We start from the raw sequence: 23,858 nt of genomic DNA, 5'->3' as shown, positions 1-23,858 counted from the left end.
ATAATGCTAAGTGGCGGCCACTCTCAAACAGTGGCCGCCACTGCTTTTTAGCCTCCCGTCACAGTCTGTAAAAACGTTTCCGGTAATTCATCACCAGGTAAAATGGTTGGAATAAGTAGTAAAGAAAATATATCACCCACACCGGTGGTTTTGCCAGCCGCAAACAACGATCATACTTTATCAACAAATAGATTATCACTGGCAGCGAAAGCTCCTTTTGGTGAGACGGCAGCCCGTCATTGACCCGTCCGTACAAGTTGTACAGCAAGCCGGCTGTCTCCAGTGCAGGCCATACCTTCCAGTTTACAGACACTTCACTGGCACCGGCATTCCACATGCTATGTGGCGTACCTGGCGCAATACGGATGACTGCACCTTTGGGGTATACCCTCACACCGCCCGGCAGGCGGATACTAAGCTCTCCTTCCAATATCTCAAAAATTTCTTCCTGATAAGGATGATAGTGCAATGGAGGTTCTTTAGATGCTGGTGGCCAGATGGCCTCCATTTCCAGCCAATCGTGCGGAGCTGTAAAACCAGTTAAAAAACGGATCCGTTGTCCAGTGATCCGGTTACAGAGGGATTGATTTGTAGTGACTGTGTTACCCATTGTTGATTTTTTAGACCATAAGAACACTTCTCTTTTGTCCCTTATAACAACAACAGGTAATGTCTAAAAACAAGGGATGTACCTGTTTACAGATACATCCCCTTTTATTCTACAATTGCTTCAATCAGATTTTATTTCGAACCAGTGTGCTTTGCAGCTCCGAGGCCAGGCCTCGGAGCTTTTAATTTCATGTCAGGATGTGCTCCCCTGATCAGATTTTTAAAAGCGGTTGATAAAATGTGTCTGGAAAATCGTTATTGCGTAGGCATCAAACTTTTCCAGATCCTCTTTCTACATACATCGACGTTCATGGTCTCTGATTTTTCACTTTTAAAAAATTTTCAACTTTTTAAAGGTAAAAATAGTAGCGAGGCTAGAGAACCCCGCTTTTCGTTAAACGGAAACCATGCTTATGAGAAAAATATCCAATAGCGGGAAGCCATTAAATATTCTTCCGGATATAAATATTAGACTTTTTTTTGAATATTCATATTCAACTTTTGTGCTACGGCAGTATTATTTCCCATGACCTTGACAATCAAAAAACGGCCTGACCCTTTATCATAAAGGGTTTTGACTGTTTTTCCTTTCACTCCCAGACAACGGGCCATCAGTGGAATATTTTCCGGATTGCCACAAATAACAATGGTTTTGCCCTTATTTTGCCTTACAATACAGTCCAAAACACAGTCTGCAGTCTCATGGTCTTTGGTTACCCAGTAATAAACCGGGTTTAATTGCCTTAATTGGGAAAGCGGAGTAACGGTTTGTACCGCTTTGTTGACATAAATCGTATAGATGGCTGCCACATCTATATGCCGCAAAGCATCTGTAAATTCTCTGGCCTGATCCTGCCCTTCGGGGCTGAGGCCGGCTGATGGAGAGACTTCTTCTTCCGCAGCGTTAACAAAAATAATCGTGGTTACTTTTTCCGGGCCGGTAGCAAAAGAAGACAGACCAGCAGCCAGCATCGTGGCTAAAATAGCAGTTTTCAGCATGACGATAGTTTTTAATGTGAGTTAATACAATACAATAGCCAGGAACACCGGAAATCGAAGACTTGCCGGGAGAAAGGGAACTGAGGAAGAAAAACGTTGAAGAGGAAAAAAAGGAACCGCCCTAAAGATAGGTTTTCTCCGCAAAATAATCGCAGCATTGTGATAGATGGACGACAAGAATGTTCAAGGCAGTAAACCTGATAAGAATGGCGATCTGTACAATTTTCTCCCAGTTAACCAACAAATAGTGCGCTTATCATTAATATCCGTCTGTTGTACCGGTTTTTGTCTACCTTTATTCCCATCATGATATTTTAATTTATAATTATTGAACATGAAATTGTTTAGTCGAGAGGTTGCAGTCTTGGCATGTGTTGCATTGATGACTGCTTTTACTACCAGAACAGTTGCACAAAGTAAAACCCCGGTACCCAGGAACTGGCAGTTGTTGAGCTATGACACCGACAGTGTTTATGGTACCGCCACCGAAAAAGCCTACAAGGAGATACTGAAAGGACGAAAAAGCACCCCTGTAATAGTGGCTGTGATTGACTCCGGCATTGATACCACCCATGAAGACCTGAAAGGTCTGTTATGGACCAATCCCGGCGAAATTCCCGGCAACGGCAAAGATGACGATGGTAATGGTTATGTGGATGATATTCATGGCTGGAACTTCCTGGGCGGCAAAGACGGAAGCAGTCTCAAGGAAGACTCTGATGAAGCTACCCGCGAATATTATCGCTACAAGAACAAATACAACAATCCCGATTCCGCACTGGATTCCAAATCCAAAGAATACGCCATCTGGCAAAACCTGAAGCAGAAAATCGAGAAACCAAGCTCTCAGACCAAACTTCAGTATAAAACCATGGCCAAACTTCAGGAGAACGTCAACAAATGCGAAAATATCCTGAAAACATACCTGAACAAGGATGATTTTACCGTAGCGCAACTGGACAGTATCCAAACCACTAACCAGGACGTGCTGCTGGCCCGCAATTTCATGACCCGCCTGCTGAAAAGTACCGGCGACGAGCCTACCTCTTTCGGTGAGTTTAAAATGGAATTTGAGGGATATATGAGCGAACTGAAAAGAAAGGCAGAAAGCACAGAAGTACCCCCCAACCAGAACCGCGAAAAGATTGTGGGCGACAACTTCGAAGATATCCGCGATAATAAATACGGCAATAACGATGTGATGGGTAAATTCGCCTTTCACGGCACTCACGTAAGTGGTATCATCGGCGCCCTCCGTCACAACGGCGTAGGTATGGACGGTGTGGCCGAAAATGTTCGCATCATGGCTATCAAAGCGGTACCTGACGGAGATGAAAGAGATAAGGACGTAGCCCTGGCTATCCGCTATGCAGTGGACAACGGTGCACAGATCATCAATATGAGCTTTGGTAAACCTTACTCTCCGCATAAAGACTGGATAGATGAAGCAGTGAAATACGCAGAGAAAAAAGGCGTGTTACTGGTACATGCCGCTGGCAATGATGGCAGCAACAACGACTCCGTTCCCAACTACCCTAATCCGGAATTTGCAGATGGCACCCGTGCCAACAACTACATCACAGTGGGCGCCATCAGCCATGGACTTTCACCTGATAAAGTAGCTCCCTTCTCCAACTACGGTAAAAAGAATGTGGATGTCTTCGCGCCAGGTGTACAGATCTACTCTACCGTTCCTGGCGGTAACAAATACGGCAGCGCCAGCGGTACCAGTATGGCAGCTCCGGTAGTAGCCGGTGTAGCAGCGCTGGTACTCTCCTACTACCCCGATCTGAGCGCTCGCCAGCTGAAATATATCCTGGAAAAGAGCGCCACTCCTCTACCTGACGGCACTACAGAAGTCAACAAGCCCGGTACTCAGGATGAAAAAATCGCTTTTTCAGATCTGTCTGTAAGCGGTGGTATCGTTAACGCTTATGAAGCACTGAAACTTGCGGGCACCATCAAAGGTGAAAACGTGAAGAAAAAGCTTAAAGCCAAGATGAAGCCGGTGAAAAAAATGTAATCACAGCGAGGCTGTAAAATAAGATATAAAAAGGCCGTCTCATATGAGGCGGCTTTTTTATGGCGCTTACCAATAACGTTATTTATAAAAAGAGTTTTCCTTCCATTACTACCGTTGATGAACCACTCACCCATATTCCATCTTCCTCAACGGATACAGATATGGTTGATGGCTGTGCTACAAATTTACCCTGCAAAAAAAGATAGTCCTTATTTTTCTCTATATAGCCCAGCTTTTGAAGATAGCCGGCAAGCGGTCCGGCAGCTGTACCAGTGGCCGGGTCCTCATCTATTCCGATCCCTGGGTTAAAAAACCTTGATTCCGCTGCCATACCGTCCTCCAGGTCATTGGTGGTAAATAAATAACAACCCTCGAAACCATATTTTTGTGATGCTGCTTTTAAAAGTCGTTTATTAACGATAGCACTTTCAAGCACTGCTGCATTGCAAACTGGTACCATGAGATGCGCTACTTCAGTTTTAACAATTTGCACCGGCCAGCCATTCAATACAAGATCAGCACTACTTAATCCAATCGCTTCTGAAATAATATTATCTGGCACCGCTCCTACCATAACAGCTGGTTTTTGCTTCATGCCAACATAAGGTAATCCGTTCTTCTCTGTTATTCGTAGCGCTACTGGTATATCCTTTACCTTCACCCACGGTGAGTCGCCCTGATGGCTGAAAACGTTCCATTTTTTTATCAGTGCCAAACAAACTGCTCCCAACAGGTTATGTCCGGCGCCAGCCACTTCAAATTTAGCGGGTGTAAAAGATCGTACTTTAAATACCTTTTCTTCTTCAGAATAATGCACGAAAGATGTTTCCGAGTATCCAAACTCTCTTGATATGTCATAATACTGATCCATATCAAGTTCTTGGTCTATACAAACGACTGAAAGTTGGTTGCCTTTGTATTTCTGGTCAGTAAATACATCCAATACGTAATAATCAAGCTGTTTCATTGTTTAAGCATCTGTTAGGATTTCAAAATTAGACAGCAATAGTTTATTTTCGGCATGAGTTAACCAGAGGTAACCGGTTACCTCTGGTTAACTATCTTACACTTGAAATATGAAACAGTCTGATAAACAAAATGCTACTTGTGAACAAGAGCTGGCGGCTATTCGCGATAGCCTGGAAGTCCTGGGTGGCAAATGGAAGTTAAGGATCATGCGCCATCTCAACAACCATGTTGATGAAGTCAACACTTTCAAAAAAATTCAAAGGGAGATAGAAGGTATCTCTGCAAAAATGCTAACAAAAGAATTGCAGGACCTTGAAATTAACCTGCTCATCACCCGGACTGTCAGAGACACCAAACCGGTAAGTGTGAGTTATGCCATCACTTCCTACGGGCTAAGTGTTTTTACAGTAAACGACAGTCTGGTAGACTGGGGATTAAAACACCGGCAAAAAATCAAGTAAAGACCATTTATTTTACCAGTCTCAGTGAAAACGGATATTTGTAGGAAACACCTTCATTAGCTTTCACCGCCGCTATAATACTGAAGATAACATTCACCACCCATAAGATGCCGTGAAGTTTATACCAGCTCCAGCCTGAATGGAACATATCCCCGCGGGCCTGGAGGATCAGATTTCCCAGTGACCATAATCCGTCGAAAATACCACCCAATACACTAATCAGGACTCCCAGCAAACTAATGGTTATCTGAAAGTTGATGGCTTCTTTACCCTGATCATCCACAAATTTGGACTGATCACGTTTGATAAGCCATAATATCAGTACAAGAATGATATTTCCGGCAGCATTATAAATAACTGAGCCTACAATGCCACCCAGGTGTACAAAGGTGCCCCAGTTACGTTCGTCTCGTTGCGTCATAAAAAATAGGATTAAATAAGAATGAGAAGATAGATGCTTATTTTGTAATATCAAAGCAGAGGAGAAGAAAAAAACTACAAACCTGTAAGCCGGATTCTGTTCCCTGGCAAAGCCAGGGCTGCTATCATTTATCTGCGGTGACGTTCACACGCCCCCTGTATCTGCCTACCCTCGGACATCGGGCGAGCAGCCCTCAAGCGTCCGTATACATGGCATTTCAGCACACAAGGTTTACCCGCACAAACAGTTACCTGCCTGCACCGTGGGCTCTTACCCCACATTTTCACCCTTACCCCGCCGAAACAGGGCGGTAATTTTCTGTGGCACTCTCTGTCTCCGGCAAGCCGGAGCCCACCCGTTAGGTGGTGTGTTGCTCTACGCTGTCCGGACTTTCCTTCCCTTCAGACAAGCCAAAGGAACGATAGCACGGTTTGTAGTTGGAGCGCAAAGGTAAGCAGTATTATACTGATTTTAACACTTTTTGCTAATTATTTTAGCTCCCAGGGCTGAAGCCCTGGGCTATGTTAGTTTCAGCAGGTGTAACTTGCCTGAGTGCCCGCCGCAAAAGCTCACTAAAGCCCAAGGCTATGTTAGCTTTAGCTTAGGAAACTCCAGCTACGGGATAGCATTCTTTTCCACCTGGTTGATCGTAAAACAAATATAGCCCAGGGCTTTAGCCCTGGGATTAAAATAAATCAGCGTAATTATCTGAAGGTTATTTCTGTAGCGCCATAACCATATTTGCCGTGGTATTGGTTCACAAAAGAAGCTACTTCCGGTATCTGACGGAGGATCTGGTGGATTTCATCTTTCAGCTTGCCTTTGCCTACACCATGAATAACGATTATGTTATGCTGATGGTGGCTGATGGCCAGGTCCAGGTAACGCTGGAAAGCATTGAGCTGGATAGCCAGGATGGCAATATTGCTCAGCCCTTTCCAGTTTTTTTCGAGGGCTTCTATATGCAGGTCTACTTCCTGTTTCGGCTCCAGCGTTGTTTCTGGCTGTAATTGTATTTTACTGAGCAGACTGGCGAAGTTGCCGGATCCGATGCTGGCAACCGGTTTCTTTTTGCTGACAGGCGCTTCTACCGGAGCCGGTGGTTCAGGCTCTTTCTCCGGAAACTTGTCAAACAGCGTATAGGTGAGCGTGGCTTCCGCCTTGGTACGCAGTTCTTCCAGTTGCGTAAACATCTGTTTAGGCTTGATCTTCCAGGTTTTTTTCACGGAAGCAGCCAGTTTAGGCTGTGGCTCTTTCAAAAAGAAAGTAAACTCAAACCGCGGATTATCATTCAGCGATTCGAAAATCAGATCTGACAGATAGAAGTGGTTGTACGGCTGTATTTCATTCTTTATCTCCAGGTCCATCTGGTTGTTGAGCCAGATCTGGAAATAAAAGCGCATGGCATACGGCGTGTCATTGAAAAGGTGAAACTTCATCAGCTTCACGGTTTCATCATAGCCATCAAACTGGTATACCGGCAAGATAGACAGGAACATGCCCTTATCTGTCTTGAATACTTCGTATTTGCTTCTGTCTACCTTGATTTCATCTCCCGGGATCAGCTTCGGTTTTTCCTTCACCAGTTTTTGCTGAGTAAAACGATGGAAATAAGGAAAATCTATCTGGTCCAGATACACCGGAAAAGTAGTGCCTTTCACTTCAATCATCACCATATTGTCATTGACAATATCGACGACTGTACCTTCTTCTTTTGAGCTCAACAGTAATATCTTGTCTCCTGTTTGGTATTTCATAATTGCATTCTTCTGGCACAAAAATAGAAATTTGGCGGGGAATTGAGCGGAAGAGGGCGGAAGATTTATGTTTTGGAGAAGACAAATAGTTACCTGCGCCATTAAAATGGTGTACTCACAGGTACGACTATATTAAATTCAGGGCTTAGAAGTCGATGTAGGTATGCTTACGGTGCCTTTCCGGGTGCCGCCGCATAAACTCATCCACAGAGATACGCCCGCTGCCTGCAATGGCAAAAACGATCAGCAGGACCAGCACCAGCAAAGACAGCCCCAATACCGGATACACCTGGAACAAGCCCGTACCTGAATGTACGAACAGTACTGCTCCCAGCAGGATCGGGATGTTTAGCAGTGCACAAAACCTGGTTTCCAGGCCCATGGCTATGAACAGTCCACCTACTGTATGCACAAAAACAATGTAGTGTGCAACGAAGAAGGCGAAAGTGACCAATGCAGGGCTTTGTTTGATCAGGGCGTCCAGCGCATCTCTGTTCATGACAAATAACACGCCCACCCACATGAGGAACAGGCCCAGCATGATACGTACTACGTTCAACCATAAGGGGTAATGTGTTTCACCCCATCTCACAACTCTTTGTAGCATGTTCATAAAATATGATTTTAAAGAACTGCTATTAAGTTACGAAAAATAAGCCGGATTTGGCCTACCGCAGCTTACTGTTACGATAGCTATACAGGAAGTAAATGCTGAGTCCGATGACCAGCCAGATCGAAAATACGATCCAGTTTTTGAGTGCGATTTCCGTCATCAGGTAAAAACAGCTGAGGAGCCCGAGCACCGGTATCAGCGATAGTTTGCGTACGATGGAGAACCATGTGATCAGGATGGTCACGATGGTGAAGAAAAAGAAGGGTATATTATGTTTCCATACTTCCCAGCCTTCAGCGAAAGACAATTTCCGGGCAATTTCGTCCCGGAAAAGCACGATCAGCACGACTACTATTACCGGCACAATGATTTGTCCGCTGATATAAGGCAGACGGAAGCGTTTTTCGGCTGTTTTCTCCTGTGGAGGCAGCATAAGCACTCCGCCACATACGAGGATGAAGGCAAACAGGGTCCCGATGCTGGTCAGGTCTGTCACGATGGTCAGGTTGAGAAACAGGGCCGGCACACCTACTATGACACCGGTAATGATGGTGGCGAAAGAAGGCGTTTTAAAACGCGGATGTATTTTACTGAATTTTTTAGGTAACAGGCCATCACGGCTCATGCTCATCCAGATACGGGGCTGTCCGATCTGGAATACCAGCAATACGCTGGTGGTGGCCACTACTGCACTAACAGAGATGATGTAACCAACACCACGCAGGTTCACTTCATTAAAAACAAAAGCCAGTGGATCTTCTACTTTCAGCTTGTAGTACGGTACCATACCAGTAAGCACAAAAGAAATGAGCACATACAGGACAGTACAGATTATCAGCGAATAAATCATGCCTTTAGGCAGATCGCGCTGCGGATTGGCACATTCTTCTGCCGTAGTACTAACTGCATCGAAGCCGATATAGGCAAAAAATACGGCAGACACACCTTTTAACACCCCGGAGAAACCATTAGGCATAAAAGGCTGCCAGTTGGCAGTATTCACATAAAAGAAGCCCAATACGATCACAAAAAGGATAACCAGGATCTTGAGGCCCACCATAAAGTTGGCGCTCTTTTTACTTTCCCGGATGCCTACATAGGCGAGATAGGTAATCAGCACTACGATCATAAATGCCGGCAGATTGACAATAAAAGGCACACCAAAAATATGCGGAGCCGCATCTATGGTAGCCTTTGTAGCACTGTCGTAATTGCTGGACAACCAGTCTGGCAGGCCAAGACCAATACCGCGGAGGAGATTGTTGAAATAACCGCTCCAGGAGATGGCCACGGCAATATTGCCAATGGCATATTCCAGGATCAGGGCCCATCCTATCACCCAGGCCGCCAGTTCACCGAAAGTCACATATGAATAAGTATAAGCACTACCGGATACCGGTACGCGGGAAGCGAATTCAGCATAACAAAGTGCAGAAAAGCCACAAGTGATGGCTGTGATCACAAAAAGCAACGACACGCCCGGACCACCATGATAAGAGGCCTCCCCGATGGTAGAGAAGATACCTGCACCAATGACTGCCGCAATTCCCATGGCTGTCAGGTCTTTAACTTTCAGCACTTTATTCATGCCCGCTCCTGTTTCGATACCATCAGTCATTCCTTCATTGGCATCTTTAATAATCGTGGACAGGGACTTTTTTCGAAACAGCGAGTTAGACATTGGCGAAGGAATTACGTTGTTTTAAGGTGTCTTTAAATAAAAAAATCTTGCCCAGGGGGCCCGAAAAATGAATATAGGATTATTATATTAAAAAATAATCATTTACTCATTTTTTTCAGGCCGATCCTGAGAAAGACGCGAATATAATGCGATTTTAAATAAAAAAATTATTGCTGACGGTTTAAAAGGAAGTCGGCCAACTCCATCAATGGTTTTTTACGGGCCGACAGTACAGCGATGTCTTCCAGACTGGCGAAAGCTTTTTGCTGAAAACGTTCCTTTTCTTTTTCGGCCCATTCGTCCACCTTACAGGTGCGGAAGAGGTCCAGTACGCGGTTTACCTTATCGTCAGGAGATGTTTCCATCAGCTTTTTCAGTTCTGCTCGCTGGGCTGCATTACACAGCTCGAGGGCTTTCAGCAACAGGAATGTTTTTTTGTTGACCAGGATATCCCCGCCCTGTTGTTTTCCGAATTTGTCGGGGTCTCCGAAGGCATCGAGGAAATCGTCCTGGATCTGGAAAGCGATGCCGATATTTTTACCGAATGAATAGATATGGTCCTGGTTTCCTTCACTACCACCACCGATGATGGCACCCAGCTGAAGGCTGGCAGCCAGAAGCACGGAGGTTTTCAGGCCTATCATCCGTACGTAGTCATCGTATTGTACCTGCTCCGGTTCCATCTTTTCAAAGTCCATGTCTATCTGCTGCCCTTCGCATACTTCAATGGCAGCTTTATTAAACACAGAAATGATTTTTTGTTTGTAGCGGGCCTGTACTTTGTTGAGATGTTCATATACATTGATCAACATCACGTCACCGGCCAGGATAGCGGCTGTATCACCGTAAACCATATGTACGGTAGGCTGGCCGCGTCTGATTGGCGCCTTATCCATGATATCGTCGTGGATGAGGGTAAAGTTATGGAACAGCTCTACCGCATTACCTACATGAAAGGCATCCTGGTGCAGGTCCTCAAACAGTTCATTCCCCATCAGACACAATACAGGGCGTATTCTTTTTCCGCCTATGCCCAGAATATGGGACGCTGCATTGTACAGATTTTTTGGTTCTCCCGGGAAATGCCATTGATCAAACTGCTGGCTGAACTGCGCTATTAACTCTTTAAATGAATGCATCTCAAATAGACGGTGTTTTATTATTTATTCTTTGTTTTCTTTTTTGCCGGTGTTGATTTCCCAGTGACAGCTTTTTTAGCAGGAGCTTTGGTTACTGTTGCTTTTTTAGCAGCTGCTTTTTTGGCCGGTGCTTTAGCTACGGCAGCTTTTTTGGCGACAGCTTTTTTAGCTGGAGCCTTGGTTACCGTTGCTTTTTTGGCGGCAGCTTTTGGGGCCGGTGTTTTAGCTACGGCTGCTTTTTTAGCAGGAGCCTTTTTAGCAGGAGCCTTGGTCACTGGAGCTTTTTTAGCCGCTGCTTTTTTTGCCGGTGCCTTAGTTACTGCAGCCTTCTTAGGGGCAGCCTTTTTAGCAGGGGCTTTGGTGGCTGTTGCTTTTTTAGCAGCCGCTTTTTTGGCTGGAGCTTTGGCAGCTGGAGCTTTTTTAACGGCAGCCGTTTTAGCAGGCGCTTTGGCTACCGCAGCCTTCTTAGCCGCGGCTTTTTTAGCCGGCGCTTTACCTGCTGGTTCTGCCGGCACTTTCTCTTCTGCTGCTTTAGCGACGGGCGCTTCAGCTACAGTTGACTTTTTAGCTGCGTTGGCTTTAGTGACAGGCTTCCCGGCTGTTTTCTTTTCAGCAGCCGGTGCTTTTTCAGCTGGTTTTTCTGCTGCAGGTGTAGCTTTTGTCTCCTCCTGCACAGGTGTAGTGGTAACAGGCTCCCCGTTTTTAGCACCAGATTTTTTCTTCGTCTTTTTCACCAGTGGAGTTTCCTGTTCAGGTGTGGTTACGGGTGCTACCGGAGGTGGAGTGGCAATATCCACCACATGTGTTTCGGCGATCACCTGGTCTACTACTGGTTCTTCCGGTATTTCCAGAGAGACGGCCGGTACTGCTACCGGTGGAGTGAATGGCTTTTTCTCTCTGGGCTGCCATGGCTGTTGTTGTCCGTGTTTTTGTTTTTTCTTCTTGTGGTCACGGCCGTCTTCTCTACGGCCAGGCCTGAATTCACGGCCGCCAGCTGCAGCCAGTTCACCATCCAGATCATAGTCCAGCTGGCGTTTGGCCAGGTTGGCAGCTACCACACGGATGTTTATTTTTTCACCGATCCGGAACTTACGGCCGCTGGCTTGTCCTACCAGGGCGTATTCCGCTTCGTTGAACACATATTCTTCTTTACGGTTGAGGTTATGCACGCTCACCAGGCCTTCACACTTGGTATCTACGGTCTCCACCCAGAAGCCGAAGTGTGCCACACCACTGATCACACCTTCAAATGTATGACCGATGTATTGCTGCATGTACTCCACCTGTTTGTACTTGTTGGCAGCTCTTTCCGCCTCCATGGCCTTTCTTTCCATGTCTGAATCATGCTTGCACTTTTTCTCCATCTGTTTGTCGGGATGGATATCGCCGGCCAGGCATTCCGCCACTACGCGGTGTACGAGTACGTCCGGATAACGGCGTATCGGAGAGGTAAAGTGACAGTAATCTTCAAAGCCAAGGCCATAGTGCCCGATATTATCTACCGTATATACGGCTTTAGCCATGGTACGGATGCCCAGTGTTTCCAGTACATGCTGTTCTGGTTTACCCTGAACCAGCTGCAACATCTTATTGAAAGAGCGGGCAATACTTTCCGGACTGCTCGTGTCAAACTTATAACCGAACTTACCGGCAAAGGAGGTAAATACCTTCAGTTTGTCGGTGTCGGGGGTATCGTGCACACGGTACGGGAAAGGAACCGGTTGTTTATTGATCCGTATTTTAGACACATAACCGGCGATCGTTCTGTTGGCCAGCAACATAAACTCTTCGATCAGCTGGTGTGCTTCCTTGCTTTCCTTGATCACAATACCAATGGGCTTACCTTTTTCATCGAGCTTAAACCGCACCTCCTGGGAGGAGAAGTTGATAGCACCACGGGTAAATCTCTCCTGACGCAGCTTCTGTGCTATTTTGTTGAGCAGCAGTACCTCTTTTTCATAAGGGCCTTCCTTCTTCTCAATGATCTCCTGGGCGTCTTCATAGGTAAACCGATGATTGGAATGGATAATGGTCCTTCCTATCCAGTGTTGTTTCACCTCACCTTTTTCATTCATCTGGAAGATGGCGGAGAAGGTCAGTTTATCTTCATGCGGGCGCAGGGAGCACAGTTCGTTGGAGATTTTTTCCGGGAGCATGGGCAGTACGCGGTCAGGCAGATATACGGAAGTAGCCCGTTTATCGGCTTCCTTATCCAGCTCGGTGCCTGGAATCACATAGTGGCTGACGTCGGCAATATGCACACCGATCTCATACAAACCGCTTTTCAGCAGGCGTATGGAGATAGCGTCGTCAAAGTCTTTTGCATCGATCGGGTCGATGGTGAAGGTGAGAATATTTCTGCAATCCTTACGTTTACGTACTTCCGTTTCCGTTATTACCTCCTTCAGTCCAGCCAGTTCTGTCATTACTTCTGAAGGGAAGCTGAGCGGGAATCCTGCTTCAATGAGGATTTCCTTCATGGCCAGGTCGTTGGTATCGCTGGCATCGAGTATTTCGATGACTTCACCTACGGGCTTACGGGATTTTTCGCCCCAGGCCACGATCTTCACTACAGCTTTGTCTCCGGATTTCCCATTTTTCAGGGAGTTAGCGGGGATATAAATGTCCGGCATAAACATACCCTTTTCTGTGATCAGGAAGCCAAAGCTTTTGCTGACCTGCAGGGAGCCGGTAAATTCTGTTTTATTACGTTTAAGGACGTCCGTTATAATGCCTTCCATGCGGCCATCGCCGCGGCCTTGTTTAATAACGTCTACCAGTACTTCATCTTTATCGAGTGCAGTGTGTAGGTTTTTCTGCTTTACCATGATGTCTTTGGCAAGACCAGGTACAATTACGAAGGCCATACCAGACCTTGTCAGTTCCACTACCCCTTTGAAGGTTTTCTTCTGAACGGGGTGGTGTTTTTTATCTTTCTTTTTCTTACTCATGTTTAGTTGCAAGTATTATTGACCAAAGGCGGGCTGATGCCGGGCCACATAGTCAAAAATAAAGTTATTAAATGAATCCGCTTCTCCGAAGAGGAACGAAATTTCCACTGGCATAACAGCTATCTGCAGGTTTTGTTCTGCCAGTTCTTTTTTGAGGAGATGCAGTCTCACTGCATCTTTTTCTGTAGTGATGACAATCTTTTCCGTGCCAGGCAGGTCGTCACGTTCTTTTTTGATTTTTGCAAGATCTTTTTCTGAATAATAGTAATGATCAGGGAAAGCCAGCAGATATACCTTTGAGAACTGTTGCTGCAACTTCTCCAGCAAAGGTTCCGGTCTGGCGATACCACAGGCCAGCAGCACAGTAGCTGAAGGGGAAACATTTACAGGCTGCCCGGTAGTCATATCAAACAAGGTCCCGTACTGCAAGGTAGTAAAAAAGAGCCGCTGATATGGCAATGGGTTGATTTCTTTTTCCAGTGCTGCTTTTTCGGCCAGGCTCATATCGGGCGGACATTTGGATACGATGATACAGTTGGCCCGCTTATAACCGCTACGACCTTCCCGCAGCCGACCAAAAGGCACCACATGATCACGGGTGAACAAGCGGTTGTACTCTGTAATCATAATGTTCATGCCCGGTTTGACAGAGCGGTGCTGGAAAGCATCGTCCAGCAATATCACTTCCGTTTCCGGTTCATCCCCCAGCAACTGAGGAATGGCCAGCATCCGCTCCTCTCCTACACATACCTTGATATCCGGGTATTTGGCATGAAACTGCATGGGTTCATCCCCGATATCGGCGGCGGTGCTATGCTCATCAGCCAGCAGATAACCGCTGCTACGCCGGTTATAACCACGGCTGAGCGTGGCGGTTTTAAACTGGTCTTTGAGCAACCGGATCATGTACTCCACATGTGGTGTCTTACCTGTACCGCCTACAGACAGGTTGCCGGCAGCGATCACTGGTATGTCAAATTCTACGGCCGTCAGGAGTCCTTTATCATAAAAACGGTTGCGTATCCACATGACCAGACCATACAGGAGGGATAAGGGATATAATGGTATTTTCAGGTATTTGAGCACTGTCAAGGTTGTTTAAATTGATAAATAAGATCCGGGGTTACTACTGTTTGCAGCGGGATATCCCAGGTATCGGTGTCGGTGATCTGGTCTACTGGTCCAAACAGGGAAAGGCCTACCGTACGCACATCCTGGCGACACTGATGCAGAAAACGGTCGTACATTCCCTTACCGTAGCCTACCCGATGGCCCTGCCGGTCAAAAGCCAGTAAAGGTACGAACACCAGATCCAGCTCTGCCGGGGCCACTTCCGTTCCTCCCTGCGGCTCCGGGATACCAAACCGGTTCTTTACCAGTATGGTATTGACATTCCAGGCGTAGTGATACATATCGCCGGTTTTCATATCTGCTTTGGATAGTACCAGTTGTATTTCCGGGTGCTGCTGCCTCAGCCAGTGAGCAAGGGGCCAGGTATCGACCTCCTTTTTTTCCGAGATGGGCAGAAAGATATGTAAGCGGCGGACTCCCTCGTAGTTCAGTCTGCAGGCATTATCCAACAGGCGCCCGTTGAAGTCTTCCGCAATAACATCCGAAAGGTTTAACCGTTGTTCCAGAGAATATTTTCGTATATCCTTTTTGGTGATCATGCCAGTAGTGCCTTAAGTGGAGCTGTCAAAAGTTGTGCCTGTTGTTGCACAAAGGCCCTGTTCACCTCCCGAGCAAACGGAATACGGCCTATCATCGGGTATCCGCTCAGTCGCACGACATCCTCTTCATTTGTATGGTAATCCCCTCCGAAAATCCATCCTATAACGGGAACGCCTGCATGCTGCAGCACGCTGGCTGTGAGCAGACTATGGTTGATGCTTCCCAGGTAATTCTGTGCAGCGATGATCACACCGGCATGGAGGTCCTGGATAAGGTCCAGTGTCAATACGTCATCCGTTAGCGGAACCAGCAGCCCTCCGGCACCTTCTATCACCAGTGGCCGGTTAGCAGGTTGTATCTGGTTGGCCTGCCGTATGATCTCAGTAGTTTGTATGGTAACGTGTTCCAGGCGGGCAGCCAGATGAGGTGAGGCTGGCTCCTTCAATACATAAGCTTCCTGGTGGCAGACTGTGATACCCTCCGGCACCAGAGATCGCACTGTCTGTGTGTCAGTGCCCTCTTCTGACCCGGATTGAACGGGTTTCCAGTAATCTGCCTGTAAGGCAGCGGTCACACAGGCGGATACGATGGTTTTTCCTACACCAGTACCTATACCAGTAATAAATATTCGATTCATCTACGGCAAATATAACGGAGGAATCGGGAATTGCAGTGATGAATTACGGATTCCGCCCTTTCCCGGCCACTGCTATTCCTGACGCAGTCAGGCTGGAATCATCACCGGATCTGATTTTTAACATTTTTTAAAGTTGAATGATTTTCATCTTTTTTCAGCAATTATTAAAAAAATTCCATCTACTTAAATCATTCACCAAAAAATAAAAGGAAATACAGGAAATCAATAGAATCAGGCTAATCCGGAGCAAAAAACAGCGGAAAGACAACACCGTTATTATTAGCTGTAATTCGTAATTTACATTTGTACCCAACTTCATTTATGATGAAATATGCAGAAAACATTCTTGAAACGATAGGACACACCCCGCTGGTAAAATTGAACCGCGTAACCGCCTCCCTACCATGTCCCGTGTTTGCTAAAGTAGAATTCTTTAATCCCGGCAACTCCATTAAAGACAGAATGGCTGTTAAAATGGTCGAAGTGGCAGAACAGAAAGGTCTGCTGAAACCTGGCGGCACCATTATCGAAGGTACCTCCGGCAATACCGGCATGGGCCTCGCCCTGGCCGCAGTCATCAAAGGATATAAATGTATATTCACCACTACCGACAAACAGTCCAAGGAAAAGGTAGACATCCTGAAAGCAGTAGGCGCTGAAGTGATTGTATGCCCTACCAACGTAGAACCGGAGGATCCCCGCTCCTATTATTCCGTGTCCAAAAGGCTGGCTACAGAGATACCCAACTCTTTTTATGTAAACCAGTACGACAACCTCGCCAACCGCGACGCCCATTATGAACAGACAGGCCCTGAGATCTGGGAACAGACCGATGGTAAAGTCACTCACCTCGTAGTAGCTACAGGCACCGGTGGTACCATCACCGGCACCGGCAAGTTCCTCAAGGAAAAAAATCCCAACATCAAAGTATGGGCGATCGATAGTTATGGCTCTCTGCTGAAAAAATATTTTGAAACCGGCGAGATCGATATGAATGAGGTATACCCTTATATCACGGAAGGTATCGGGGAAGACTTTGTGCCGCAGAACTATGATATGGGCGTGATTGATGCCTTTACTAAAGTAACCGATAAAGACGGCGCCGTCATGGCCCGCCGCATCACCAAAGAAGAAGGTATTTTCGTAGGTTACTCTGCCGGTTCTGCCATAGCAGGCCTGATGCAGCTGAAAGACACGCTGAAGCCCGATGATGTGGTGGTAGTAATCTTCCACGACCATGGCAGCCGTTATGTAGGTAAAGTGTATAATGACCAATGGATGATGGAACGCGGTTTCCTCGACGTTAAAACCGTGAAGGATATCGTGAATGCCCGCCGTAATATGCCACTGGTAACCGTTAGCGCCGAAGAAAAAGTAAGCGATGCCATTACCAAAATGCGGAAATACGATATCGAACATATTCCTGTTACCAATGGAAATGATATTATCGGCGCTGTATCCGAAAGTGGTCTTTTCAACAAACTGATCGACACACCACATCTGAAAGACGCCACCATACAGGAAGTAATGCATGCTCCTTTCCCGATGGTGAATCAGGATACCCCGATAGAAAAACTGTCGGTGTATATCAACCGTGAAAACGGCGCGGTGATGACCAAAGACGAAAGCGGCGATCATCATATTGTAACGAAGTACGACATCATTCAAGCCCTGGGCCGTTAACTATGTTCGTAGATCAACTCCATCGTACTATCACGCTTGCGAAGGCACCAGAAAGGATTATCTCACTGGTACCTTCGCAAACGGAGTTGTTGTACACGCTGGGACTGGACAAGGAAGTGGTAGGCATCACCAAATTCTGTATTCATCCCGACAGCTGGTTTCGCACCAAAACACGGGTAGGCGGTACCAAAAAAATAAATGCAGATGTGATCCGGCAGCTTTCGCCCGACCTTATCATTGCCAACAAAGAGGAAAATACAGCCGATGATGTCAAAGCGCTGATGGAAGAATATCCGGTATGGGTCAGTAATGTACAGACATTGGAAGATGCTTGTGATATGATGACCGGGATTGGTGCCATTACCCGCAGAACAACGGCTGCTTCACAACTGGTGCAGGAAGTCCGGCAGCGTTTTGCGGCACTGGAGCCTCCGGCAGCGCCTGTTCCTACTGCTTATCTTATCTGGCGTGATCCGTGGATGGCTGCGGGCGGAGATACTTTTATCCACCAGATGCTGCACTATTGCGGGTTACAGAATATTTTTGCCGATACGCCGCGTTATCCGGTTGTAGATGCGGACATGCTCGCTGCCAGCCCATGCAGACTGGTACTGCTCTCCTCTGAGCCCTATCCTTTCAGAGAAAAACATATAGCCGAAATCCAGGCCATGCTACCGGAAGCGCTTGTACTGCTGGTAGATGGGGAGCTGTTTTCCTGGTACGGCAGCCGTTTGCTGAAAGCACCGGCATATTTCCAATCTATTCTTCAACAGGTGGAGGTACTGCGCTAAGCACTGCTGTACCTGCTGTACCTTTTACTGTCGGTAGTCCCAACCTTTCAGGCAATCAGTGTTTCTTCAGGAAATCGAGCACCCAGCTGGCGAAGAAAGGAGAACGCAGCGCGCTGTTATGATCGCCGGTTACAGTACCGTGCATGCCGCGTGGCATCATAGCGGCGAGGGAGCCGCCGGTATCATTATCTTCATCTTTATCTCCACCGATCACCAGCACCGGTTGCTGTATGCCGGCCAGTTCCGCTGGTGTAGTAGCTGGCTGGCCGAACTGCATCAGGGCCAGTGCCCGCTGGTCTAACCCTTTAGCCTGTACGTTTTTAACCATGGCTGTCAGTTCCGGCACCTCTTTACCAGAGAGAGCATCATAGAATTTCAGGCGGCGGGGCCATGCGGGATCTGTAAAACCGGTGCCAATGCCGCCAAGTACAGCGCATTTCACATGCGGATCTTTTACCAGCAGGCGGGCGGTGATGATAGCACCGCGGGAGTAACCTACTACTTTATACGAAGGTAGTTTCAGCCAGGCGGCGAGGCCGATGATATCTTTTGCTTCCGCGTCGTTCATGTAGGCAAGGCTGTCATGCGGATGGCCAGAGGCGCCGTTGCCGCGCAGGTCGAGTGTGATTACTTTATAGCCGTGTTGTAACAATGAGTCGTACAATGGTGTGAAAGGCCATGAGTCACCGTTGGTGATGAAGCCATGTACGAGGATGACCGGGTCACCTTTTCCCCTGATGGTATAATGAATACGGGTGCCGTCGAAGGAGTTGTAGTAACTTATGGAATCGTTTGCATTCCGTCCTGGCGAGCCAGCAGACGATGTTTCAAAGGAGAGCAAACACAGTATAAGATAGCTGATTTTTTTCATGGCAAAGTGGAATGGCTGGGTAAAATACGGTTTTTGCGGGGTATTTTTCCTTGCCGGGGAAATACATTTCGCTATAAATCTTGTTTTTTACGCTGTATATTTGCTTTCCTAAAAAACAAATACATTTTAAAGTATGGGAAAATACAGAGCTGGCGTATTATTCGGCGAAGAGCTGGATGCGCTGTATAACGATGCCAAGGACAACGGATTTGCTATGCCTGCCGTAAACGTAGTAGGAACCAACTCAGTTAATGCGGTACTGGAAACAGCTGCCAAAGTAAATTCACCGGTAATTATACAGTTTTCCAATGGCGGCGCCCAGTTTTTCGCTGGTAAAGGCATGCCTAACGATAAGCTGCAGGCCAACATTGCAGGTGGTATCTCCGGTGCAAAACACGTTCATGAAGTAGCTAAATATTATGGCGTTCCGGTAGTGCTCCATACAGACCATGCTGCCAAAAAATGGTTGCCCTGGATCGACGGACTGCTGACTGCGGGTGAAGAGCATTTCAAACTGCATGGCCAGCCGCTCTACAGCTCCCACATGCTGGACCTGTCTGAAGAGCCTATTCAGGAAAACATTGAGATTTCCCATAAATACTTCGAGCGCATGAACAAACTGGGCATGTCTATCGAAATCGAGCTGGGTGTGACTGGTGGTGAGGAAGATGGCGTGGACAATTCCGGTGTAGACAACTCCAAGCTGTATACCCAGCCTGAAGATGTGGCTTATGCTTACGAAGTATTATCCAAAGTAGGCAGCCGCTTTACCGTTGCTGCTGCATTTGGTAACGTACACGGTGTTTACAGCCCGGGTAACGTGGAGCTGCGTCCTGTGATCCTGCATAACAGCCAGGAATATATCCAGCAAAAATTCGGTACCAAAGCTAAACCGGTTTACTATGTGTTCCATGGCGGTAGCGGTTCTCCGAAACACCAGATTGCTGAAGCACTGGGTTATGGCGTGATCAAAATGAACATCGATACAGATATGCAGTGGGCATTCTGGGAAGGTGTACATGATTTCTATGAAGCCAAGAAAGACTACCTGCAGGCCCAGCTGGGTAACCCTGAAGGTGCAGACAAACCCAACAAAAAATACTATGATCCACGCGTATGGCTGCGCAAAGGGGAAGAAACCTTTGTAAAACGCCTTGAAGAAGCGTTCCAGGATCTGAACTGTATCAACAGAAATAAATAACCGGATACCCCGGTAACCGTTGAAGCGGAAACAAAGCGAATTCATATTAAAATAATCGCTTTTGTTTCCGCTTCATTATTAATGGTTAAAATAGAATAATTTTTCACCTATTTTATTCATAGTCATGGTCGGTGCGCTAAATGCTGTTGGGTTTTATTCATTAATTCGTATCTTGCACCACTATTTTCTAATCTAATAGTAAAATATGTCTAGCTGGTTTAAGCGAATTAAACAAGGCATCTCCACCACCACCAGTGAGAAGAAAGAAGCTCCGGATGGGTTGTGGCACAAATGTCCTAACTGTAAAAAAACCACCACTGTTAAGGATCTGAAGGAGCATTTTTATGTTTGTGACAAGTGCAACTATCACAACCGTATCAACTCCGGTGAGTATTTTGAGATCATATTTGACAACAATCAGTTCGAGGAACTGTTCTCCAATATCTATCCAACCGATTACCTGGGCTTTAAAGATCTTAAACCTTATTCTGACAGGTTGAAAGATGCTCAGAAAAAGTCAGGCCTGAAAGACGCCATGACCGTAGGCGTGGGTAAAGTAAACAGTTATGACCTCGTGGTTGCCTGTATGGATTTTAACTTCATCGGGGGCTCCATGGGTTCTGTAGTGGGAGAAAAGATTTCCCGTGCCATTGATTATTGTATCGTGCACAAAATGCCGTTGATGATCATCTCCAAGTCTGGTGGCGCCCGCATGATGGAGAGTGCCTTCTCCCTGATGCAGATGGCTAAAACATCCGCCAAACTGACACAGCTGGCCAACGCAAGACTGCCGTATATCTCCCTGATGACCGATCCTACCACTGGTGGTGTAACAGCCTCCTACGCTATGCTGGGCGACTTTAACATCGCTGAGCCAGGTGCCCTGATCGGTTTTGCCGGTCCGAGGATCATCAAGGAAACTATCAAAAAAGACCTCCCTGCTGGCTTCCAGAGCGCTGAGTTCCTGCTGGAACACGGTTTCCTGGACTTCATCATGGATAGAAAAGAATTAAAAACAAGGCTTAGCAATGTGCTTAGCCTCTTTAAAAACTAGATATTCATTTTGGGATTTAGATATTTTGGGATTTAGATATTTAAAATGCAGCGGAGATTACCCTAACATAACATTTTAAATATCTAAATCCCAAAATATCTAAATCCCAAAATATCTTCACCCCATGGCCGAATTAAAGAACAGATCAGCATATTTTGAGTACGCAATAGAAGAAAAATTTATTGCGGGAATGGTATTGACAGGAACAGAGATTAAGTCTATCCGTGCCAACAGGGTCAGTTTTAATGACTCCTTCTGTTACTTTTCCAAAGGAGAACTGTTTGTTAAAAGTTTACACATCGCCGAATATTCTCACGGTACCAGCGCCAACCATGATCCCCTGCGTGAAAGAAAACTGCTGCTGACCAAACGGGAACTGAAAAAACTCGAAAACAAGATAAAAGAACGGGGTTATACGATAATTCCCCTTCGTATGTTCCTATCTGATAAAGGTCTTGCCAAACTGGAAATTGGTCTTGGTAAAGGTAAAAAGCTGTACGACAAACGCGAGTCTATCAAACAGCGGGAGTCTGACAGGGATTTACGCCGTCTGATCAAATAACTACCGCCGCAAGCAACGTCACTGCTTAAATTCAGTCCCTTGAAAACGACAAGTACACCTATCCGCGCTACCACACTGCTATGCGTGCTGTCACTGCTGTGCTGCCTATGGATGTCTTCCTGCAGATCCGGCGAAAAACTTTATAACAAAGGCAAATACGACGATGCAGTAGCTGCCTTTGTCAAAAAACTTCAGCGCAGGCCCAACGATGCCACTGCCCTGCGGCTCCTTCCGGAAGCTTACCTGCAATCTCAACGCCTGCACGAAGACCGTGTCAACGGGTACCTCCGTTCCAACAATCAGTTGAAATGGGAATTTGTTCGCAACGAGTACCGCGCCATGCAAAGGTTGTACGATCTCATTCACAGCGCTCCTGCAGCACTACAGGTGGTAACACCCAAAGATTACCGGGATGCCATTACCGGCGCACTGGAGAATGCCGCTGAAATCCGCTACGACAGAGGCATTGCACTGATGAATAAAGGCGATAAGGCCAGCGCCCGACAGGCTTATGAAGAATTCGGGGCCGCCCTTAAGCTGGTCAGTAACTACCGTGATGCCAAAGAAATGATGGAAGAAGCCTTTCAGGCCGGTGTGGTCCACGTGGTAGTAAGCGAGATTGATGTGCGCTCCCCTTACTTCCAGTTCAGCGCCGATCAGTTCAGGGATTACCTTGTACGTACCCTGCAACAGCGCTCCATCAACCGCTTTGTGGTCTTCCATGATGAACGTTATGCCCGCAACGAAAACATACAGCCGGATGAATACATCTCCCTGCGGTTCATGGACTTTGTAGTAGGCCAGACCTTCGTAGACCGCCTGCAACGCGATGTCCAGAAAGACATCGTTACCGGCACCACCAAAGATACCAGCGGTAAAGTGATCAATCTCTACACTACCGTCAAAGCTACGCTCTTCATCACCAAAAAAACAGTCGTGTCCAAAGGACTGCTGGACTATCAGATCACCGATACCTACAACGGAAAAATACTGCGGACAGACCGCATCCCCGGCAGCTATACCTGGCTCAACCAGTTTGGTACCTACAGAGGCGATCAACGCGCCTTAAGTGAAGAAGACAAAAAACAGATCGGCGGCAGAGACGAACTTCCCCCTCCCCCGCAAGACCTGTTCATTGAATTCACCCGTCCTATCTACGACCAGCTGGAAAGGGATTTAAGGAATTTTTATAGCAGAATATAACTGTGATGATGCTGATGCTCCTGATAAGCGAAGATCAATATATAAGATAAAAGAGAAGCCCCCATTGACATAAAAATCAATGGGGGCTTCTCTTTATCCTTCTTTCAGAAATCTATCAAATAATGTAATCTTCGCTCATCAGGAGCATCAGAAAAATCATATCCATCACAGTTACAGGTGGGGCTGTAACAACGGTATCAACTGATGTGCCGGTACTACCCCGCTTTGCCGCCAGGCTAATTTCCCCTCCTTAAAAAGCAGCAGGGTGGGCACACTGCTGATCTGCCACTGGGCAGCCAGTTGCTGGTTTTTGTCAATGTCTATTTTAATAATCCGGAGTGTATCCCCGAATTTATCCTTTACTTCTTTGAGAATGGGTGGTACCATTTTACAGGGACCGCACCAGGTAGCAAAACAGTCAATCAGCACGGGGGTAGCGGATTGGAGGATCGTTTGCAGGTTTTCCATAGCACACATGTTTAGTCTCCGCGCAAAATAGTTATTTTTTAAAGACTTGAAAATATTTCATATATTAGGTATATATGTCTGATCCCAATATCCA

At 46.6% G+C, this 23,858-nt stretch carries 22 protein-coding genes and 1 other RNA gene; 8 read left to right on the top strand and 15 right to left on the bottom strand.

From position 1 onward, the window contains the following. Positions 1–58 precede the first annotated feature (58 nt). Positions 59–610 carry a cupin domain-containing protein gene (locus KD145_RS01335; protein ID WP_212004129.1) on the bottom strand — a complete coding sequence of 184 codons (552 nt, stop codon included), beginning with the start codon at positions 608–610 and terminating at the stop codon, positions 59–61. A 467-nt stretch (positions 611–1,077) separates the two neighbouring features. Continuing rightward, a complete protein-coding gene (locus KD145_RS01330) occupies positions 1,078–1,608 on the bottom strand; it encodes a hypothetical protein (protein ID WP_212004128.1) in 531 nt (176 codons plus the stop codon). A gap of 334 nt (positions 1,609–1,942) precedes the next feature. On the opposite strand from KD145_RS01330, the gene KD145_RS01325 reads away from it, so the two are divergent. Next, positions 1,943–3,631, top strand: a complete 1,689-nt coding sequence (locus KD145_RS01325) for a S8 family peptidase (protein ID WP_212004127.1) — start codon at positions 1,943–1,945, stop codon at positions 3,629–3,631. A gap of 82 nt (positions 3,632–3,713) precedes the next feature. On the opposite strand, the gene KD145_RS01320 is transcribed toward KD145_RS01325, so the two are convergent. Then, a complete protein-coding gene (locus tag KD145_RS01320; RefSeq protein WP_212004126.1) occupies positions 3,714–4,598 on the bottom strand; it encodes a PhzF family phenazine biosynthesis protein in 885 nt (294 codons plus the stop codon). A 109-nt stretch (positions 4,599–4,707) separates the two neighbouring features. Here KD145_RS01320 and KD145_RS01315 point away from each other — a divergent pair, with 109 nt between their 5' ends. Then, positions 4,708–5,061, top strand: coding sequence for a helix-turn-helix domain-containing protein (locus tag KD145_RS01315; RefSeq protein WP_212004125.1), 354 nt, complete (start codon positions 4,708–4,710; stop codon positions 5,059–5,061). Positions 5,062–5,068: 7 nt separating this feature from the next. On the opposite strand, the gene KD145_RS01310 is transcribed toward KD145_RS01315, so the two are convergent. From KD145_RS01310 to bioD, 10 genes are all read right to left on the bottom strand, one after another. Further along, positions 5,069–5,482 carry a DUF4870 domain-containing protein gene (locus tag KD145_RS01310; protein ID WP_113619868.1) on the bottom strand — a complete coding sequence of 138 codons (414 nt, stop codon included), beginning with the start codon at positions 5,480–5,482 and terminating at the stop codon, positions 5,069–5,071. Positions 5,483–5,551: 69 nt separating this feature from the next. After that, an RNA gene (rnpB, locus tag KD145_RS01305) (RNase P RNA component class A) lies at positions 5,552–5,920 on the bottom strand. Positions 5,921–6,186: 266 nt separating this feature from the next. Continuing rightward, on the bottom strand, positions 6,187–7,239 hold the full coding sequence (locus KD145_RS01300) for a Smr/MutS family protein (RefSeq protein WP_212004124.1): 1,053 nt from the start codon (positions 7,237–7,239) through the stop codon (positions 6,187–6,189). A 145-nt stretch (positions 7,240–7,384) separates the two neighbouring features. Next, positions 7,385–7,852 carry a DoxX family protein gene (locus KD145_RS01295; RefSeq protein ID WP_212004123.1) on the bottom strand — a complete coding sequence of 156 codons (468 nt, stop codon included), beginning with the start codon at positions 7,850–7,852 and terminating at the stop codon, positions 7,385–7,387. A gap of 55 nt (positions 7,853–7,907) precedes the next feature. Continuing rightward, entirely contained in the window at positions 7,908–9,533 is a 1,626-nt protein-coding gene (locus KD145_RS01290) for an amino acid permease (RefSeq protein ID WP_212004122.1), read from the bottom strand. Positions 9,534–9,700: 167 nt separating this feature from the next. After that, the gene (locus KD145_RS01285; protein ID WP_212004121.1) at positions 9,701–10,672 is read right to left on the bottom strand and encodes a polyprenyl synthetase family protein; all 972 of its coding nucleotides are present in this window, start codon (positions 10,670–10,672) and stop codon (positions 9,701–9,703) included. A gap of 20 nt (positions 10,673–10,692) precedes the next feature. Then, positions 10,693–13,623, bottom strand: a complete 2,931-nt coding sequence (gene rnr, locus KD145_RS01280; protein ID WP_212004120.1) for a ribonuclease R — start codon at positions 13,621–13,623, stop codon at positions 10,693–10,695. A 15-nt stretch (positions 13,624–13,638) separates the two neighbouring features. Further along, positions 13,639–14,709 (bottom strand): tetraacyldisaccharide 4'-kinase, encoded by a 1,071-nt coding sequence (lpxK, locus tag KD145_RS01275; RefSeq protein ID WP_212004119.1) that lies wholly within the window; start codon positions 14,707–14,709, stop codon positions 13,639–13,641. Between the two features lie 2 nt (positions 14,710–14,711). Then, a complete protein-coding gene (locus tag KD145_RS01270; RefSeq protein WP_212004118.1) occupies positions 14,712–15,293 on the bottom strand; it encodes a 5-formyltetrahydrofolate cyclo-ligase in 582 nt (193 codons plus the stop codon). Continuing rightward, entirely contained in the window at positions 15,290–15,931 is a 642-nt protein-coding gene (gene bioD, locus KD145_RS01265; protein ID WP_212004117.1) for a dethiobiotin synthase, read from the bottom strand. Before bioD ends, KD145_RS01270 begins: the two co-directional genes overlap by 4 nt. A 321-nt stretch (positions 15,932–16,252) precedes the next feature. On the opposite strand from bioD, the gene KD145_RS01260 reads away from it, so the two are divergent. Together KD145_RS01260 and KD145_RS01255 are read left to right on the top strand one after the other, a co-directional pair. Beyond that, a complete protein-coding gene (locus tag KD145_RS01260) occupies positions 16,253–17,614 on the top strand; it encodes a pyridoxal-phosphate dependent enzyme (RefSeq protein WP_249219703.1) in 1,362 nt (453 codons plus the stop codon). 2 nt (positions 17,615–17,616) lie between these two features. Continuing rightward, entirely contained in the window at positions 17,617–18,405 is a 789-nt protein-coding gene (locus KD145_RS01255) for a helical backbone metal receptor (RefSeq protein WP_212004116.1), read from the top strand. A 55-nt stretch (positions 18,406–18,460) separates the two neighbouring features. Here the strand turns inward: KD145_RS01255 and KD145_RS01250 are convergent, their stop codons facing one another. After that, positions 18,461–19,276 carry an alpha/beta fold hydrolase gene (locus tag KD145_RS01250; RefSeq protein ID WP_212004115.1) on the bottom strand — a complete coding sequence of 272 codons (816 nt, stop codon included), beginning with the start codon at positions 19,274–19,276 and terminating at the stop codon, positions 18,461–18,463. A 133-nt stretch (positions 19,277–19,409) separates the two neighbouring features. Here KD145_RS01250 and fbaA point away from each other — a divergent pair, with 133 nt between their 5' ends. The 4 genes from fbaA to KD145_RS01230 all read left to right on the top strand — a co-directional run bounded on the left by fbaA (position 19,410) and on the right by KD145_RS01230 (position 23,296). Further along, entirely contained in the window at positions 19,410–20,477 is a 1,068-nt protein-coding gene (fbaA, locus tag KD145_RS01245) for a class II fructose-bisphosphate aldolase (RefSeq protein WP_212004114.1), read from the top strand. Positions 20,478–20,682: 205 nt separating this feature from the next. Further along, on the top strand, positions 20,683–21,531 hold the full coding sequence (gene accD, locus KD145_RS01240; protein WP_212004113.1) for an acetyl-CoA carboxylase, carboxyltransferase subunit beta: 849 nt from the start codon (positions 20,683–20,685) through the stop codon (positions 21,529–21,531). A gap of 124 nt (positions 21,532–21,655) precedes the next feature. After that, positions 21,656–22,093, top strand: coding sequence for an SsrA-binding protein SmpB (gene smpB / locus KD145_RS01235; protein ID WP_212004112.1), 438 nt, complete (start codon positions 21,656–21,658; stop codon positions 22,091–22,093). A 39-nt stretch (positions 22,094–22,132) separates the two neighbouring features. Next, complete coding sequence (locus KD145_RS01230; RefSeq protein ID WP_212004111.1) at positions 22,133–23,296, top strand: lipopolysaccharide assembly protein LapB; 1,164 nt, start codon at positions 22,133–22,135, stop codon at positions 23,294–23,296. Positions 23,297–23,467: 171 nt separating this feature from the next. Here the strand turns inward: KD145_RS01230 and trxA are convergent, their stop codons facing one another. Continuing rightward, a complete protein-coding gene (gene trxA, locus KD145_RS01225; protein WP_212004110.1) occupies positions 23,468–23,764 on the bottom strand; it encodes a thioredoxin in 297 nt (98 codons plus the stop codon). Between the last annotated feature and the right edge of the window lie 94 nt (positions 23,765–23,858).

Source organism: Chitinophaga sp. HK235 (assembly GCF_018255755.1).
GTDB lineage: Bacteria > Bacteroidota > Bacteroidia > Chitinophagales > Chitinophagaceae > Chitinophaga.
Note: the sequence above shows the minus strand (reverse complement) of the source record. Positions and strands in the feature narration are given on the sequence as shown.

Coding starts and splice junctions, on each gene's coding strand:
- KD145_RS01335 (WP_212004129.1), bottom strand. CDS start 610: ATGGGTAACACAGTCACTACAAATCAATCCCTCTGTAACCGGATCACT.
- KD145_RS01330 (WP_212004128.1), bottom strand. CDS start 1,608: ATGCTGAAAACTGCTATTTTAGCCACGATGCTGGCTGCTGGTCTGTCT.
- KD145_RS01325 (WP_212004127.1), top strand. CDS start 1,943: ATGAAATTGTTTAGTCGAGAGGTTGCAGTCTTGGCATGTGTTGCATTG.
- KD145_RS01320 (WP_212004126.1), bottom strand. CDS start 4,598: ATGAAACAGCTTGATTATTACGTATTGGATGTATTTACTGACCAGAAA.
- KD145_RS01315 (WP_212004125.1), top strand. CDS start 4,708: ATGAAACAGTCTGATAAACAAAATGCTACTTGTGAACAAGAGCTGGCG.
- KD145_RS01310 (WP_113619868.1), bottom strand. CDS start 5,482: ATGACGCAACGAGACGAACGTAACTGGGGCACCTTTGTACACCTGGGT.
- KD145_RS01300 (WP_212004124.1), bottom strand. CDS start 7,239: ATGAAATACCAAACAGGAGACAAGATATTACTGTTGAGCTCAAAAGAA.
- KD145_RS01295 (WP_212004123.1), bottom strand. CDS start 7,852: ATGAACATGCTACAAAGAGTTGTGAGATGGGGTGAAACACATTACCCC.
- KD145_RS01290 (WP_212004122.1), bottom strand. CDS start 9,533: ATGTCTAACTCGCTGTTTCGAAAAAAGTCCCTGTCCACGATTATTAAA.
- KD145_RS01285 (WP_212004121.1), bottom strand. CDS start 10,672: ATGCATTCATTTAAAGAGTTAATAGCGCAGTTCAGCCAGCAGTTTGAT.
- rnr (WP_212004120.1), bottom strand. CDS start 13,623: ATGAGTAAGAAAAAGAAAGATAAAAAACACCACCCCGTTCAGAAGAAA.
- KD145_RS01270 (WP_212004118.1), bottom strand. CDS start 15,293: ATGATCACCAAAAAGGATATACGAAAATATTCTCTGGAACAACGGTTA.
- bioD (WP_212004117.1), bottom strand. CDS start 15,931: ATGAATCGAATATTTATTACTGGTATAGGTACTGGTGTAGGAAAAACC.
- KD145_RS01260 (WP_249219703.1), top strand. CDS start 16,253: ATGATGAAATATGCAGAAAACATTCTTGAAACGATAGGACACACCCCG.
- KD145_RS01255 (WP_212004116.1), top strand. CDS start 17,617: ATGTTCGTAGATCAACTCCATCGTACTATCACGCTTGCGAAGGCACCA.
- KD145_RS01250 (WP_212004115.1), bottom strand. CDS start 19,276: ATGAAAAAAATCAGCTATCTTATACTGTGTTTGCTCTCCTTTGAAACA.
- fbaA (WP_212004114.1), top strand. CDS start 19,410: ATGGGAAAATACAGAGCTGGCGTATTATTCGGCGAAGAGCTGGATGCG.
- accD (WP_212004113.1), top strand. CDS start 20,683: ATGTCTAGCTGGTTTAAGCGAATTAAACAAGGCATCTCCACCACCACC.
- smpB (WP_212004112.1), top strand. CDS start 21,656: ATGGCCGAATTAAAGAACAGATCAGCATATTTTGAGTACGCAATAGAA.
- trxA (WP_212004110.1), bottom strand. CDS start 23,764: ATGGAAAACCTGCAAACGATCCTCCAATCCGCTACCCCCGTGCTGATT.